The sequence below is a fragment of the Candidatus Bandiella numerosa genome (assembly GCF_021811875.1).
In the GTDB taxonomy this organism is placed as follows: Bacteria; Pseudomonadota; Alphaproteobacteria; order Rickettsiales; family Midichloriaceae; genus Aquirickettsia; species Aquirickettsia numerosa_A.
On sequence record NZ_JAJBJD010000007.1, the window covers coordinates 1 to 14,513 of the forward strand.

Consider the following 14,513-nt stretch of genomic DNA (forward strand, 5'->3'; position numbering starts at 1 on the left):
ACAACAATATGTTGTTCTTTTTATTATGCACGCTCCCAATACTCTACTACTACAAAACGTCCCAATTTCTACACACCTTTCTTCCTGCTTCATCTTCGCCAGATTCTTATCTCTTGCGCTACATTTTGCTCCTAACATCTTTCCCCATCCTCCTAACTTCGTACAACAATTTGTATATCCTCCTATTTTCTTATCACATTTTTCATTATTACCCTTAAACACAGAACCATTAGCTTTCCACTCACCCTGCATCTCCTTAAGTGTAGCCAACATCCCTGCAGCATTACCCATCTCATCATTTGCCTTATAACTCATATCAAAGCATTTTCCATCTATGCACTTTATTTCTTCCCCACACACAACTCTCTTTCTCTCTTCTATGTTATCCCTTTTAAATGATGGAGGCCTATACCTCTTCTCCTTCTTTATATATTTCTCACTTTCTTCACAATTATATACTCTATTCTGCGCTACACACCAATCTCCTACCTTCTTTTTGCATTCTGCACTCCTTAGCTGGCAATATGATGCATCATCATATTCCGTGCAGTTATTCCTTGCATATCCCTTACATCTATATACATCCTTATATCTCCAACAATCCCTGTAAACAGTTTTTCCATTTATTACCCTACTTGCTCCTGGCTCTATACAATCCCTTCCAACCCTCTCACACTTCCCATTTAACTCTACTTCTTTTTCTTCTCGCTCTTTCCTTGCTTTTTCTATCACCTCATCCATATCTTCACTTACTTTATAACTTTCCCCTGATACTCCAACACCTTTTTCCTTTGCATTAACTTCAATTATAAAAATAATTATTAATGTCATTATTAACGCAATTCCCAGTAGCGAGATTTTAAAATATGTGTATCCCAAAGATCCCGTACTTTCCATTTTTACCAATTTATCATCCTTTATTATCATAGCGGACAATCTCCATCCCATTCATCTATTAATTTAGCGCAGCATTCCTGACGTGCTTCTATTTCTATATTAAATTGCCCTTGTCTTGCATATATCCATGTGACCTCTAGCTGATTCCACCCATTTTTTAAATATGGTCTTAGCTCTATATTCACTGTTTTATTAAGATTTGTTCCATCATACTGAGAGCATCTTCCACCCTTCCCATTGCCTGCATCTACATATGTATCACTGCCATGGCATTCATTTGCTATTTCTAACTTATCTCCTCCCCAAGTATTGTACACTACCACTCCATTCATCTTAATCATTCCATGGTTATCAAAACCTACTTTCCTTAATTTAAATTCTCTGATGTATGATATATTATTTAATTCAAACGTACCTATTGCTATCGTTGTTTTACAACAATCTGCTTGATGGCATTGGTTTACACAACTCTTCCACTTACTGAGCCCTTGACCCGCATAGCCTGTACTCTCTGATGTAAAAATTATATTTGGATAATTGTATTTCCAGGTAAGACCAGATTGATAACTGTTTGCCACGCCACCAGGCCCTAGATGCTTTCCAAGTACCACATCACATTTCTTCATTTGGCAACTAACGTTTAAGATTTTCTCGCAATAAAACAATCTATCCTCATCTTCCTCGCATTTCTTATCCTCTCTTATCAATCTACTATCTTCCACATCTACATAATATTCCTCAAACTCTACATTCTCCCCTCCCACATCTTTATCCGCTATTTTACACTCAGTTTTTCCTTCTACATTCAATCCTGATATCGGATTCGAAGTTACCGCATCACTCTTTTTTATAAATTCTTTATGTTGTAATTTCCCAACTGTGTAATTTGACCTATGCGGATTCTCTGCATACGAACTCTTTGCCGCTCCTATCGCTTCCCTAACTCCTTCGTTTTCATCCTTCTCTTGTCCCTTTACCCTAGCGTCTCCCTTTGACCTTAATTCATACTCACTATATCCTGATTCCTTTGGCTTCTCTGTATATCCGTCTAATTCCTTTACTTGATTACTAAGCTCTCCCTTACCAGTCTCCCCCACATACTCTTTTGCTTCTTTTTTATAATCATCTATGTAATTAAAATTATATTCTTCTCCCTTAACTTGATTCACTTGCATTAATTCACCTAATATCACTACGTTCAATATTAATAAAATTGCAATTTTACTTTTACTTCTTTCAACACTCACTGGCTTTTTTAACCACATACCATTCCACCAGATTTATTAAATACACCTTCCACATACTCAAAGCTTACATTCCCTGCTATCTTATTATACTTTGTGCCGTTGCAACTTGCCGCATCTGTACCCAAATTACCTCTTTCTTCATTCTTACTACATCCACCCTCCTTAACTCCAGCAACAACAAATGTTGGCACCACTTTCACTTCAAATTCTTTAAAACTCTCAGGGTCTATAACAACTCCATACCCAGTCTTCCTCATCATCTCACTCAAATACTTTGCTGTTTTTTTATAACTTCCTTCCTTAAATCCTCTCATCACTGGTACCCACCCCCTTACCTTTGCTTCTCTCACTATATTTTCCAGGTTATTGTCACTTAATGACAATGATACGAAAACTAATTTTCTGCATTTCTCACTAATACCTAAAATTCCACTATTAATATTTTTTTCATCTGTAGCATCTATAGCACCAGCACCTTCAAATAATTTCGTTTCTTTTATATATTCATCCACTCCTTTAAAACTCTTCCTTTTTAGCTCATATGATTCTTTGGCATATTCCTTTGCTTTTTCTGTTGCATCTTTTGCATACTGATGAACTTCCTTCTTATTTAATTCCAATACTTTAGGATTATCATATTTCCTGACCTCTCCCTCATATTGTATTGCTTTTTTTGCTCCTTCTTCCGTAATCTTACCTAATCCCATCTCTCCTATATACTCACGTCCCTCAACTTCCATTATCAATTTAGCACTACCTAAAAAATACAATAACAACACCACTATTTTTATTGTTTTTTTGATTTCTTTGTTTTTTACTTTCTTTCTACCGATTGCCAAACTTAAAAAGTTTTTCTCAAATAAACTTAAAAGATTTTTCCTAAAAATTATTTTCATACTCCAACATCCCATATTTACATAATACAGCAATATTTCTTGCGCCACACCAAATACCCAAAGTCTTCTCCATTACCTGGTATTTCTCTCCCCGCTCCCCATATTGCACTCAGTCTCCCGAATGGATTGCAGCACATACCACCCGTACTATTCGGTATCGGGAATGTCATTTGTAATTTATACTGCGTTTTCTTAACCTTAACCGCCAACTGCTTCTTGCACACATTACTCACAGTATCCCAAGCAAGCCCTACTCTATGCAACCTTGCAATCACCCTCTCCACTATTAAACTACTCGCCTGCACTCCCCCGACATGGTTCTCTACAAAACCTCCAAATGGATATAACCCTCCATCACATCCTGCGCACCAAAATAAGTTATCTGATGAGAATCCACTCGTTGCCATCATACAATCTGCACTACATGCAAGTTGCGCTATTGGATTACCAAATAATATCGCCTCAGGATTTAATATTGCATTTAACTCATCATTGTTCCAAAGTGGATCAAACTCACTTAAATACGCAACATCTATAGATGTTTGCTCTAAACACACAAAATCCGTCAATAACTCTAACCAATAGATAAGTGGATATATATACCAATGTACATGATAAAAACTATGCTTCAACGCCTCATTATTACTCTTCCTTGCCACACTCCCATGCTTCTTAGCGCTCTTCATTAACTGGAACCCTCCAAGACTCACCATACAATATGGTGTCCTCGTAACATCAGCAAGCCTCGCTGGCTCCCAAAAGCTTATTGGTATCCCAGGTACTGGTAATTTCACTCCTCCAACATCCTTCATACACAAACATGGTATTGTGCTTGGATTGTTCGTATCTTCCCTCCCACCTGAATATAAAGGTATGTTTCCTATCTTGATCGGAAATATACAACTCCAGCATATATCTGTAATCGGATTTACAAATTTGCCAACGCATGGCTCACTTCTTGCTTTTTCTACATTACTTGTTAAGGTTAGAATTATTGTTATTATTTGTAATAATGGTTTTATATACTTTAATCGGTCACATTGTTGCTTACAGGTGGGCCCACTATTTTTTCCAAACCTTATGACTTCATACCACCTGTGAGCTTCTATATGGATGTTGCTTTCTTCTGGATTTATCTCTATCTCTATGCTATATTCATTACATGAATTATGAATTACACTACTTACTTTTTTATGAAAGACGAAGAGGTTACTATGCATTATAAAACTTTTGATACTCATAAATACATTAAAAGCCTCCAAGAAAGCGGCTTTAATGAAAAACAAGCTGAAATGCTCGTTAAATCCCTTCTTGAATCCAGAGACTTTGACCTCTCTATTCTTGCTACTCGCGAGCAGGTTTCTAAAATTGAATCTAATCTTGAGAAACAAATTTCTGCTACGCGTGAACAGGTTTCTAAAATTGAATCTAATCTTGAGAAAAAGATTGATAATGTCGAAACTAAAATTAAAGAACTTAGTAATACTATTTCTAGTAATAAATATGATATTATTAAATGGATGGTTACTCTTTTTGTAACCATGATTATTGCTATTTACCTTAAACGCTAACTTCATCTTACCATCACCTCCCTTATCTTGAGTACCTTCCCATCTTGCATAACTATCGCAGGAACTGCTTTTATCCCAAGCTGCTTTATCAGCACTCCTCTTTGATCAAAGTAAAAATCTAATTTATATTCCTTTTCTAATTTAACAGGCGATCCTCCTGTTAATATTAACTTTGGCTTTATTTCTGATTCTTCGTATTTTTTAATTACATACTTTAATTGATCCTCATCTCCCCCATCAAAAAATATTAATTCATATGGCATACTAACCACATCCAGTGGGTTTACTTTTGTTCCCTTCCTATGGAACACTATACCCCTTGCGTCTCTTAAATCTTCCTTTACCTCTATACTAGGATCATACTCATATTCCCTTACTTCAGTAGCCCTTCCTAAATTCAAAGATTTGGGACTCTTAATTCTATCACTTACCTCTTTCTTCATTCTCTCGTTATGCTCATCCAACTCTCCTCTTGCTTCCATATCACTTAACTTGCCCTTTATTTCCTCTATCGCATCTACTTCCTTAATCTCACTCGTTCTTCCCACCACTCCAAAATCTTTTGCCTTTGCATTAATTGAAAGTAATAAGGCACTTATTATTACGAATATCCATATCACCACTATAGTGATAGGACTTGTCACTATAATTTTTAAAATCCTATATATTCTACTTTCCTTCTCCTGATTTTTTCTAACCATCTCCATACATCTCCTTCGCTACCTGCTCAACAGCCTCTTCTAACTTCTTCCCATCTCCCTCATATCTCTTAACTCTCTCATACTCCTCCGGCTTTGTTGAATATAACACCCTAGAAAATGGTTCAAGTATCAATCTACCTATGCTCGCATGCTCAGATGTCATTATCATCACTTCTGAATACTCACCAGGCTTGGATGTCACTGACTCTAACATTTTCTGCTGATAATCATTGATCTTAAATTTTTCACTCTTCTTAAGTAACGCTATCGATTCACTCTTCTGCTTCAAACAACATAACCAATCACTATTCATAAATGCAGCCTCAGCTCCAGGACTTGAATAAAAATCATCTAGATTCTGTGTTCCTACCACAAGCGCTCCTCTATACTTTCTAAGCGTTCTTGCAAGCCTCTCTATAAATTCTCCTCCCTGCTTGCCCTTAAGTAAATCCCATGCCTCATCAAATATTATTGCACTCTCTACCTTCCTTCCTCCAAGTATCACCTGATTTGTAATCAGTAACATCAATATCTGCACTACAACTCTCTGCAAATCCTTCTTACTCTTTAACTCCTCTAATTCTGTTACAAAAAATCTCGCACTAAAATCTATATTAGCCTTACCATTAAAATATTTCCCATACGCTCCATCCCTCGTATATGGAAATAACATCGTCCCTATCCTTTGACACGTAACTCTATCCTCTTCCTGATTCAAAAACCACTCTGCTAAATCTCCAATTCCTGCTTTAGATCCTTTCTCACTCCACACTTCCATTAACGCCTTTTCTATCAATGAATCTTCATAACTACTTGTCCCTTCTTTCGGTGCCGCCATCATACTTATTATTGGCTTCATTACCGATAGCGCATCCTCTATATGCTCCTTTGACCTCTCATCTATACTGCTAAATGGATTTAAACATAATCCTGATTCCGTGCTAAATTCTATAAACTGCCCATCTAATATCTTAACCTGCTTCTCAAAACTCCTTCCCACATCAAGTACATATACCTTCCCTCCCCTCCTAAGTATACTTACCGCAAGCTCCTGCATAAATACTGATTTCCCAGCTCCACTCCTTCCTACTACCGATACATTGTAATTTGTATTTCCTAAACTCTCATCAAATGGATACCAGTAGTATAACTGCCCTCTCCTTCCTGCAAGCAACATTCCTGCCTTTTTACATCCCTTTGACTCTCCTTGTAGTGGCATCATGTTAACAGGCTCATGCGATAGTGTCGTTCTTAACTTCTTTAAGTAACTCATATCTAACGCCATATCTTCTCCCCATGATAACGGCAATATACTCTTAAGTGATAACATCACCACAAACCTATCTCTCTTTAACTCCCATCCATTCGCTCTATATAAACTATTCACTATTTGCTCAGATGATCCTATACTCTCTTTTTTATCTATAAGTACTATCTGCATTCCAGTCCTTACCAACCTCTCATTCTTTTCTAATTGCTCCCTCACAAATTCCCATTCCTTCGCTTCTCGCTTAAGTGCTGGTATCCAATTCCCAAGTGGCGATGATGCCTGTGACTCTACCCTAGATGCCTTCGCCAACATCCCAGTCTTCTTAAATTTTCCATTCTCTATATGAACTCCCAAATGAATCAGAAAACTACATGGTATTTTTAGATAATCATTAAACTGATCTCCTATTAAATTATTCATTAATCCAAATCCCCAAGCTCCCGGATATCTCTTCACGCTCAAAAATCTCATCTCATACTCACCCTCATCCATCGTTATGCTGTCCGCATTTAATCCATACTGTTTATCCTTATCTATTATTTGGTATTTTATTTCATTATGAGGATTCCACTCTCCTATACTCCTTTGGCCACTCTCATTATAATTTAATATGTCACTCAAATAACTTATTAAATCCTCAGGCCTAAATACATGCGCTTCCCCACTCCTTGTTTCAAAGGCAGATTTAACCTGCTCTTTTAATTCCGCAATCTTACTTCTTACTACTGGCCCTTTCTCAGTTACCGGCATTGATACCGATACCACTCCCCTAAAATCTCTTATCCTAAACTTCCCCTTACCCCTTCTACTCAACTCCTCAAAATACTTCGCTCTTTTTTCTTCTAATTTCCCGATTATACTCCCCTTATTCTCCTTTACCTTCCAATTATCTATTATATGCTCCACTTTCGGCATTGCAGATAATAAAAATTGTATATTTGACCCCTCTGGCAATATACTTCCAAATAACCCTGATAATTCATTTTCTAACTTTCCCTCGCTCCCCACATATAATCCAATCTCAAATATAAATCCTATACTGCTGCTTCCTAAAAATAACCCATGTTCATAATCGTAACTTTCATATGGCAATAAATCACTCAAACTATGATAACTTAAAAACTCTTTCGCTTTCCTCCTTACCTCACTTCCTTTTAAGTTAGTCCCATATTCACTACTTTCTCCAAAATACTGAGCTATCTTTTTTGCTATATTATTTAACATCTACCCACCTGCCTCCTTCTATTACTGTATATAAATAGGTCTCTCCTATGTAATCTCCCATCTCATCCTCAAATCCATTAATCCATACTCTCCCTGTCTGCTCTGGCACCCTTCTTACTTCGTTTTGTAATTTTTTATTCTCTACCTCCCCTCTATACTCTTCATTAATTCTAAGCCTCACAAATCTACCATCCTTTATTGAATCAACTTTTCCTTTCCCTAGCTCTCCTTTTGTCACCATCTCATTTACTTCAGTCACTGACTTACATCCAGCTCCCATTCCTACTCCACACTCCGTTACTTTCTTACCACTGCATCCAACTAAACCTGTAACTAGTATTATAACCGCTATTATTTTTTTCATTTTAATCTCCCTTTTCATTTTGATTTTTCCTTTTTTAATGTTCACTATTATTTACTTCTTGCTTTGATACTTCTAATTCCTTTTCTCTCTTAATACTTAATCTTTCTTTTACTCTGCTACTTCCAATATCTGCTCCTTCTGTAAATACCACATCCACTATTCTCCCACTTTCAATCTGAATAATCGGCTGTATACTCTCAGCCCTATCTATATAATATTTCGATAACCTATCCATACTGCTGCTTGCTCCTGACATCATCCCCTCATTAAATTTATCACTCGTACTTCTCTTTGGTATAAATGCTCCCATTGGATTTATCACTGCCGGTTGACTTGGATTAAATACTCCAGCTACTCCCTGTAACACTCCTCCCAAAACACTCTTTGCCAAATATCCCCTTCCCTTTTCTACCACTATTCCTTTTATCCCTGCTCTCCCATCCTCTCCTGTCACATATCCTGCAACTTCCGTCTCTATTATTTCTCCACTCGTCCTCTCAACACATGTTAGCTTTTCTAACCTCGCAAATACCCTCTCACTCGATAAATCTCCATATCCACTCCCAACTATATGACAGTCCTTCAAATCACTTTGAAACTTCCTAGGTAATGTTCCCCTATCTATCAATCTTATTAATATAGGCCTTGGATCACTTGATGATGTTAATGCTGTTGATGCATCTACCCCTCCAAGCAATACTGCTTTCGCAAAACTTCCTGCCGGTATAGTATCTTCCTTATTCTTAACTTTCTCCCTCTTATCTCCACTTCCTAACTCTATTTTAATTTTTCTTATTCCTTGCTCCTTCTTCTCTACAAATGGCTTCATTTCTCCCACACCACCTACTCGCTCATGACTTGCCACTCCCCCTATTAAATCCCTAAGTGCCGCTATTTCCTCTTTTAATAATTCTATTTCGCTTATTTCACTATTTCTTACACTTTCTTCCTCATTTGCATTGATTGCTTTTGTTAAATCTTCCTTAATACCCGATATTCCATCTTGTAATGCTTGTATTTTACTCTCCTGCTGATACCTCCACGCAGCTTCTGAATCCACTTTATCTCCTACAGACTCTATCTGTCCTTTATAGAGTGTTTTCTCCTCTTCCTTTTTACTATCCCCAGTACTCCATGTAGACTTTACTTGCTTCATTACTAATAATCCAGCTGTCCCAAGTGCCGTAAATAATACTATTGCTACCACCCATTGCTTACCCCTTACACTTAAACCCTCCCAAATTCTCATTCCTTGAGCCCGTTTACTTTTTTCTTGATTACCTACTTCCTGATTTGTCATACCTTGGTCCTGATTATTTACTTCCTGATCTGTCATAACTTTACCTGCTATATATTACTTTATATAATTTCGTCTCGTCTCCCTCTCTTAAAGTCCTGCTTTCTAACATAATCGCTGCAACTCCATCTCCAGCAAATTGCTTTTCATATAATATCTTCTGACCCTTTCCTTTATTGCATAACTTCCATACTTCTACTCGGTACTTTCCTACCACCTTGTCTCCTTCAAATTCTATCTCCAGTCCACCTTTACTCAAATAACCTTGTCCCTTGTCTTTTAATGCAACTCCTCTCACATATTTAATCATGTTTACAATCTCATCATGCCTTATATGCTTACTTCCTATCAGCTTCTCACTCGCTTTTTCAGAATCAAGTTGACTTATCAGTATAAATTCCCCCTCTCCCTTCTTTAATTTTAAACTTATGTCTTGCGTCTTCCCTTTTTCCGTCACCACTGTAAATACTGCATTCTTATTGCTATGCACATCTAACAATTTAACAAATATTTGACCTAATCTCTCGTCACTCTCAAGTCCAAATTCTTCCCCAAGCCCTATTACCTCAACTATCCTGTCTCCTTCTATTTTTACTCTATTTGCCTCATTCCTCGACATATATCCCTCTATCCTTTTACTCTCTTCTAATCCATATTTCTGCGTCCCAGCTACTCCCTCCTCACTTACTCCAAATACTACCAATGACACTGTAAATACTGCCAGCCCAAATTTTATATAATCAAATACTCTAAAACCCTTGCCTTCTTTTTCGCTTTTTCTGCTTTCCCCGCCTTTTGCTTCTACACTACTTATTTGTATTATCTTTTTCTTTGTTATTGTCATAATTTTCTCTATTTACTTTTAAAATTCTTTAACATAAAGATTCCACCACTATACCCAAACTCTATCTCATATATCTCCTTACTCTGTCCCATTCTCGATCCTGCTATATATTTCGTTAGCACTCCCACTATCTCAGCTTTTAGCCCCTTAACATCTACTATTATTTCTTTTGGCGCAAATACAGTAGTTACTCCCTCTTTCTTCATTCTTTCCGCATCACTTATTAATCTTTTCTCAACATCATGATAATGCTCAGCGGCCACATATCTAAGTATCACATCCTTTCTATATCCATGACTGTCAGGCGTTGTATCCAACATCAGCTTACTAAAAAATAAAGCCATCTCTTCTATATATGACTCCGATACTAAACTCCCTTCACTCCACACATTCTGCTTCATATACGCAGGGACTATTATCACCCTCTCATTCTTCCCAAATAACATTAGTCCAAGCATGATATTCGCTATCATCAATCCTAAAGATATTACTAAAAACCCATTCCTCTGCTTTAATAACTTCTCTACACTCTGATTCCACCTTTCTATCCTCATATCACTATCCAATATACTCCCTAATATCAGACCTTACCTTTGATTTAAGCTGTCTATGCATCCCAGGTAAATACCAATATATAGCATGCCTTAAAAACCCTCCTCCTATGTTTTGCTTTACATATTTAAGTGCATTATATATCGCTATACTCAACACCACCCCTGTAACTGGAAATCTAAATATAAATCCAAGTGCTAGCGGCACAAATAATGCCGCCATTTCATCCACTGTCCAAAATGCTATTCTTGTCGGGTTATCTAAATATCTTAGTATTACATTCCTATCGTACATTTCCCCCCTCTTAATTTACTTTGAATGATCCATTTACAAATCCAAAAAATACATTCACAAATATTAAATATGCAGCCCCAAACATTAACATTGTCCATCTCTGTGATATTAATGCAAAACCTGCTGTCGCTATCCCTGCTGCATTTAATACCATCGGTATTAAATATCCCTGTGAATCATCTTGCACTTTCTTTGTTAGAGTTTTTATATCAGCAATGTCAGTAATCCCTGCTAATCCATATTCTGGATACAATATTAAAACTCCAAGTATAATTAAAGAGCATGCCTGTAAAGCACTCTTTATTTTCTTATCTTCTCTACCTTCTTTTTCTCGGCTTCTAAAGCATTCTTCTTTTATTCCCTCCAGTTTTAAATGCCCTTTTACCAATATATTGGCAAACCCTGTTTGCATTTTTTTAATTATTTTTGCTGTCTTCATTTTTTATTCTCCTTTTTTAATTTATTATTTGTTTTTTTTAGGAACTAGTTTCCTAAATTTATTATTTGATAATTCTCACCTTATTACATCTACTTCCACACCCTCCTCTAACTCTCTTTCTACTCCTTCTTTCGATACTTCCTCCTCATACTTTTTTAGCTTCTCCTCATATACCTTATTCTCTTCTTCTAATTCTCTTATCCATTCTTCTCCTGCTTTTGCTTTTAACTCCCTCACATCCACGCATATCATTACCCCATAATCCTCAAATACATTGATAAATACTCCTTTTTCTGATTTGCTTAACTCCCCTCTTACTATCACCTTCTTACCCGCTTTCAGATGCTTACCAAAATGATCTATTATTCTTTTGTTCCACACAAATATTTCAAAAAAATCTACCTTCTTCTCTGTTTTACCCCTCACTACTACCGTTACCATCCCATACACATTTCCTTCTTTAGTCTCTCTTAGCCATATATCCCTGACTAATCTGCCACTTAACTCAACTATATTTCTATCTCTTACCATTTTATTAAGCCTCCTTTCCTCTATCATTTGTTCAATTCATCTTCTTCACCTATGGTGATTTCTCCATAGCTGTCCAACAGCATATAATCTACTTTTTCCCTTCACTAAACGTTCCTCTTAGCTTTACTCTTTTGCCAATTTCTAGTTTCTCCCTGTTTTCTTTGCAATATCTTGCTATCCTTTCACTCCTTATAAATACCTCACATTCCTTGTAGTTATATTCTCTTATATGCATCCAACTAATTCCTTTTACCTCATTTTCCTGATTAACCCCTATATGCGGCTCCTCTATTATTATCCCACTTACTGCGACGTTTTCTTGAAACTTTCTTATATATTTTCCTGCTTGAACTCTCATATTTACCTTTCTATTTGTTTATAATAACCCTGATATTGATTTCACTAGCCCTTCTGTTAACTTTGGCTCTGCTTCCTCAAATTTCAGATTGGTTTTCTTTGCTACACTCATTATTCTCGTTTGATACTTCTTCCAATTTGTCTTCTTCTCCCATCTGGATTTTTTATACCCACTTGTTCCTTGCTTTAAATTGGCATCACTACTCTCACTGACATATTCTCCATCTGCTTTCTCACTTATTTGTAAATCTGTTATCATTGTAAAGTTCACTACTTCTACCGCTGCATCTAATATTGTATTACCTATTCCTGTAATCAATCCTATACCAAGCATACTTCTCCCACTTCCTCCTGTGGCTCCTGCAATTGCAGCTCCTGTTGCAAATCCTTCCAGTCCACTTCCATAGCCTCCAGTTAACGCTTGGAATGGATTTTCTAATGTGCTTTTCCCTACTTGCAATACATTTGCTTGGATCATTATATTCGCACTTTGGGTACTATTTACAATTCTGTAACCTTTGCTTTCTATCGCTGCTCTAATTTTGGATTCAATTTCTAATCCTGATTTATCACTTGTGTTTCTGATTTGTAGCAATACTGTTTTTTTATTATCATCAATTGGATCTAAGAATATTGTTTCACTCATCTTCGTCTCTACTTCCAACTTTCCGTGCTTGATCATTTTACTTGTGGTATTGCAGCCTACTAAGCTCCCCATACTCGTTGTTATTACTGCTATTGCTATGTATTTTTTTAATATCTTTTGCATAAGATAACTGTTTTCAATTAATAATATTTATATTATAAATGCTATAGTGATAAATGCAATAGTTATTTTGTCGTTTTTAGATATTTTTAATTTATGGCATTTTCCTCCTTTTCCAATATAATACGATGATTAAGGCCTAATTATGCTTATAATGACTAAAATTAAAGATACTAAATTAAACAATCCTCATGGTAGATTGAGATTTATTAGATCTATATCTGGACTAACTAGAAATGAAATAGAAGAAAAATATGGATTACCAGAAATAACTCTTAGAAAGTGGGAAACTGGCAATATTACATTAAGTAAGAAAGGTATTATTAGATGCTTAGACCTTTATAGGCAAGAAGATATAATATGCTCAGAAGACTGGATTATAAACGGTACTGGCCCAAGACCATATTTAGCAATAGAATTTAAGGAATCTAAAAACATTACTGATGATATTTTAAATTTCTTCAGAACAAAATATCAAAATTGTATGACTTATAAAATAACTAATAAAGACATGCTTCCTCTATACAAACCTGATGACTATGTAATAGGTGATGTGTATAGAGGTGATATAAAAGATCTTAATGATAAAGATTGTATCATTTTACTATCATCAGAAAAAATTATTTTTAAAAAACTATTTTATTCAGAAGATAAACAAATAAGCCTTATATCTACTAACCCTACTGCTACTAAAACCCCAATTATAGTTAATCCTTCAATAAAATATTTAGCTCCGGTGTTATGGCATAAAATACGTTTTTAAAATGCCTTACATAGATTTTATAATTATATTTATATTCCTTTTGATAGCACTCACTATAGGATTTAGAACTATAGTGGACTGAAAAATCAAGACAAAATTTTGAGAATTTTGCTTCCTATTATTAAGCAGCATTTTTCAATGCCTCTAAATAAACATTCATGGGCTTTTTATAGCCAATGCTAGAATGAAATCTTTTGTTATTGTATTTACTAACATATTCACTAATTACCTCCTTCAGTTCTAAAATATTATTAAATTCATTTATAAAAATACAATTGTATTTTAAAGTTCTAAAAAATCTCTCAATCGCAATATTATCAATACTCCTACCTTTACCATTCATAGAAATTTTAACACCATGTGTTTTTAATATATTAATATGTTCTGAGCCTGTATATTGGCTTCCTTGGTCACTATTAAATATTAGTGGCGCTGGATATTTAGCAAGAGCCTCCTGTAAAATAGTAGTAACTAAGCTAGAATCCATGCAATTTGAAAGC

The 14,513-nt window shown here is 35.7% G+C and carries 18 protein-coding genes; 2 read left to right on the forward strand and 16 right to left on the reverse strand.

Features of this window, described 5'->3' with window-relative positions; all coding sequences use genetic code 11:
* The 4 genes from traN to traU all read right to left on the reverse strand — a co-directional run.
* Positions 1-948 (reverse strand): conjugal transfer protein TraN (gene traN, locus L8D11_RS00640; RefSeq protein ID WP_236869748.1); only part of this gene is annotated, 948 nt, incomplete at its 3' end.
* Positions 924-2,162 carry a hypothetical protein gene (locus tag L8D11_RS00645; RefSeq protein ID WP_236869749.1) on the reverse strand — a complete coding sequence of 413 codons (1,239 nt, stop codon included), beginning with the start codon at positions 2,160-2,162 and terminating at the stop codon, positions 924-926. The genes traN and L8D11_RS00645, both read right to left, overlap by 25 nt.
* Positions 2,153-3,040: a type-F conjugative transfer system pilin assembly protein TrbC gene (gene trbC / locus L8D11_RS00650; protein ID WP_236869750.1), complete on the reverse strand. Its 888-nt coding sequence runs from the start codon at positions 3,038-3,040 to the stop codon at positions 2,153-2,155. The genes L8D11_RS00645 and trbC overlap by 10 nt, the downstream gene beginning before the upstream one ends.
* 17 nt (positions 3,041-3,057) lie before the next feature.
* Complete coding sequence (traU, locus tag L8D11_RS00655; protein ID WP_236869751.1) at positions 3,058-4,260, reverse strand: conjugal transfer pilus assembly protein TraU; 1,203 nt, start codon at positions 4,258-4,260, stop codon at positions 3,058-3,060.
* Here traU and L8D11_RS00660 point away from each other — a divergent pair.
* Positions 4,234-4,611: a CCDC90 family protein gene (locus tag L8D11_RS00660; protein ID WP_236869752.1), complete on the forward strand. Its 378-nt coding sequence runs from the start codon at positions 4,234-4,236 to the stop codon at positions 4,609-4,611. The genes traU and L8D11_RS00660 overlap by 27 nt on opposite strands.
* 2 nt (positions 4,612-4,613) lie before the next feature.
* Here the strand turns inward: L8D11_RS00660 and traW are convergent, their stop codons facing one another.
* From traW to L8D11_RS00715, 11 genes are all read right to left on the reverse strand, one after another.
* Positions 4,614-5,318: a type-F conjugative transfer system protein TraW gene (traW, locus tag L8D11_RS00665; protein ID WP_236869753.1), complete on the reverse strand. Its 705-nt coding sequence runs from the start codon at positions 5,316-5,318 to the stop codon at positions 4,614-4,616.
* Positions 5,305-7,806: a type IV secretion system protein TraC gene (gene traC, locus L8D11_RS00670; protein ID WP_236869754.1), complete on the reverse strand. Its 2,502-nt coding sequence runs from the start codon at positions 7,804-7,806 to the stop codon at positions 5,305-5,307. Before traC ends, traW begins: the two co-directional genes overlap by 14 nt.
* Positions 7,796-8,215, reverse strand: a complete 420-nt coding sequence (locus L8D11_RS05895) for a TraV family lipoprotein (RefSeq protein WP_236869755.1) — start codon at positions 8,213-8,215, stop codon at positions 7,796-7,798. The genes traC and L8D11_RS05895 overlap by 11 nt, the downstream gene beginning before the upstream one ends.
* Complete coding sequence (locus L8D11_RS00680) at positions 8,205-9,506, reverse strand: TraB/VirB10 family protein (RefSeq protein WP_236869756.1); 1,302 nt, start codon at positions 9,504-9,506, stop codon at positions 8,205-8,207. Before L8D11_RS00680 ends, L8D11_RS05895 begins: the two co-directional genes overlap by 11 nt.
* 4 nt (positions 9,507-9,510) lie before the next feature.
* The gene (locus L8D11_RS00685) at positions 9,511-10,311 is read right to left on the reverse strand and encodes a TraK domain-containing protein (RefSeq protein WP_236869757.1); all 801 of its coding nucleotides are present in this window, start codon (positions 10,309-10,311) and stop codon (positions 9,511-9,513) included.
* 8 nt (positions 10,312-10,319) lie between these two features.
* Positions 10,320-10,865, reverse strand: a complete 546-nt coding sequence (gene traE / locus L8D11_RS00690; protein WP_236869758.1) for a type IV conjugative transfer system protein TraE — start codon at positions 10,863-10,865, stop codon at positions 10,320-10,322.
* A gap of 4 nt (positions 10,866-10,869) precedes the next feature.
* A complete protein-coding gene (traL, locus tag L8D11_RS00695; RefSeq protein ID WP_236869759.1) occupies positions 10,870-11,157 on the reverse strand; it encodes a type IV conjugative transfer system protein TraL in 288 nt (95 codons plus the stop codon).
* Between the two features lie 10 nt (positions 11,158-11,167).
* Positions 11,168-11,596: a hypothetical protein gene (locus L8D11_RS00700; RefSeq protein WP_236869760.1), complete on the reverse strand. Its 429-nt coding sequence runs from the start codon at positions 11,594-11,596 to the stop codon at positions 11,168-11,170.
* Between the two features lie 75 nt (positions 11,597-11,671).
* Positions 11,672-12,127 carry a single-stranded DNA-binding protein gene (locus L8D11_RS00705; RefSeq protein WP_236869761.1) on the reverse strand — a complete coding sequence of 152 codons (456 nt, stop codon included), beginning with the start codon at positions 12,125-12,127 and terminating at the stop codon, positions 11,672-11,674.
* 88 nt (positions 12,128-12,215) lie between these two features.
* On the reverse strand, positions 12,216-12,485 hold the full coding sequence (locus L8D11_RS00710) for a hypothetical protein (RefSeq protein WP_236869762.1): 270 nt from the start codon (positions 12,483-12,485) through the stop codon (positions 12,216-12,218).
* A gap of 18 nt (positions 12,486-12,503) precedes the next feature.
* Positions 12,504-13,253, reverse strand: a complete 750-nt coding sequence (locus L8D11_RS00715; RefSeq protein ID WP_236869763.1) for a complement resistance protein TraT — start codon at positions 13,251-13,253, stop codon at positions 12,504-12,506.
* 151 nt (positions 13,254-13,404) lie between these two features.
* On the opposite strand from L8D11_RS00715, the gene L8D11_RS00720 reads away from it, so the two are divergent.
* Positions 13,405-14,013, forward strand: a complete 609-nt coding sequence (locus L8D11_RS00720) for an XRE family transcriptional regulator (RefSeq protein WP_236869764.1) — start codon at positions 13,405-13,407, stop codon at positions 14,011-14,013.
* A 121-nt stretch (positions 14,014-14,134) separates the two neighbouring features.
* Here L8D11_RS00720 and L8D11_RS00725 read toward each other — a convergent pair.
* Positions 14,135-14,513: integrase core domain-containing protein (locus tag L8D11_RS00725; RefSeq protein ID WP_236869765.1), on the reverse strand; the 379-nt coding region annotated here is incomplete at its 5' end.

Coding starts and splice junctions, on each gene's coding strand:
- L8D11_RS00645 (WP_236869749.1), bottom strand. CDS start 2,162: ATGTGGTTAAAAAAGCCAGTGAGTGTTGAAAGAAGTAAAAGTAAAATT.
- trbC (WP_236869750.1), bottom strand. CDS start 3,040: ATGAAAATAATTTTTAGGAAAAATCTTTTAAGTTTATTTGAGAAAAAC.
- L8D11_RS00660 (WP_236869752.1), top strand. CDS start 4,234: ATGAAAGACGAAGAGGTTACTATGCATTATAAAACTTTTGATACTCAT.
- traU (WP_236869751.1), bottom strand. CDS start 4,260: ATGCATAGTAACCTCTTCGTCTTTCATAAAAAAGTAAGTAGTGTAATT.
- traW (WP_236869753.1), bottom strand. CDS start 5,318: ATGGAGATGGTTAGAAAAAATCAGGAGAAGGAAAGTAGAATATATAGG.
- traC (WP_236869754.1), bottom strand. CDS start 7,806: ATGTTAAATAATATAGCAAAAAAGATAGCTCAGTATTTTGGAGAAAGT.
- L8D11_RS00680 (WP_236869756.1), bottom strand. CDS start 9,506: ATGACAGATCAGGAAGTAAATAATCAGGACCAAGGTATGACAAATCAG.
- L8D11_RS00685 (WP_236869757.1), bottom strand. CDS start 10,311: ATGACAATAACAAAGAAAAAGATAATACAAATAAGTAGTGTAGAAGCA.
- traE (WP_236869758.1), bottom strand. CDS start 10,865: ATGAGGATAGAAAGGTGGAATCAGAGTGTAGAGAAGTTATTAAAGCAG.
- traL (WP_236869759.1), bottom strand. CDS start 11,157: ATGTACGATAGGAATGTAATACTAAGATATTTAGATAACCCGACAAGA.
- L8D11_RS00700 (WP_236869760.1), bottom strand. CDS start 11,596: ATGAAGACAGCAAAAATAATTAAAAAAATGCAAACAGGGTTTGCCAAT.
- L8D11_RS00705 (WP_236869761.1), bottom strand. CDS start 12,127: ATGGTAAGAGATAGAAATATAGTTGAGTTAAGTGGCAGATTAGTCAGG.
- L8D11_RS00710 (WP_236869762.1), bottom strand. CDS start 12,485: ATGAGAGTTCAAGCAGGAAAATATATAAGAAAGTTTCAAGAAAACGTC.
- L8D11_RS00715 (WP_236869763.1), bottom strand. CDS start 13,253: ATGCAAAAGATATTAAAAAAATACATAGCAATAGCAGTAATAACAACG.
- L8D11_RS00720 (WP_236869764.1), top strand. CDS start 13,405: ATGACTAAAATTAAAGATACTAAATTAAACAATCCTCATGGTAGATTG.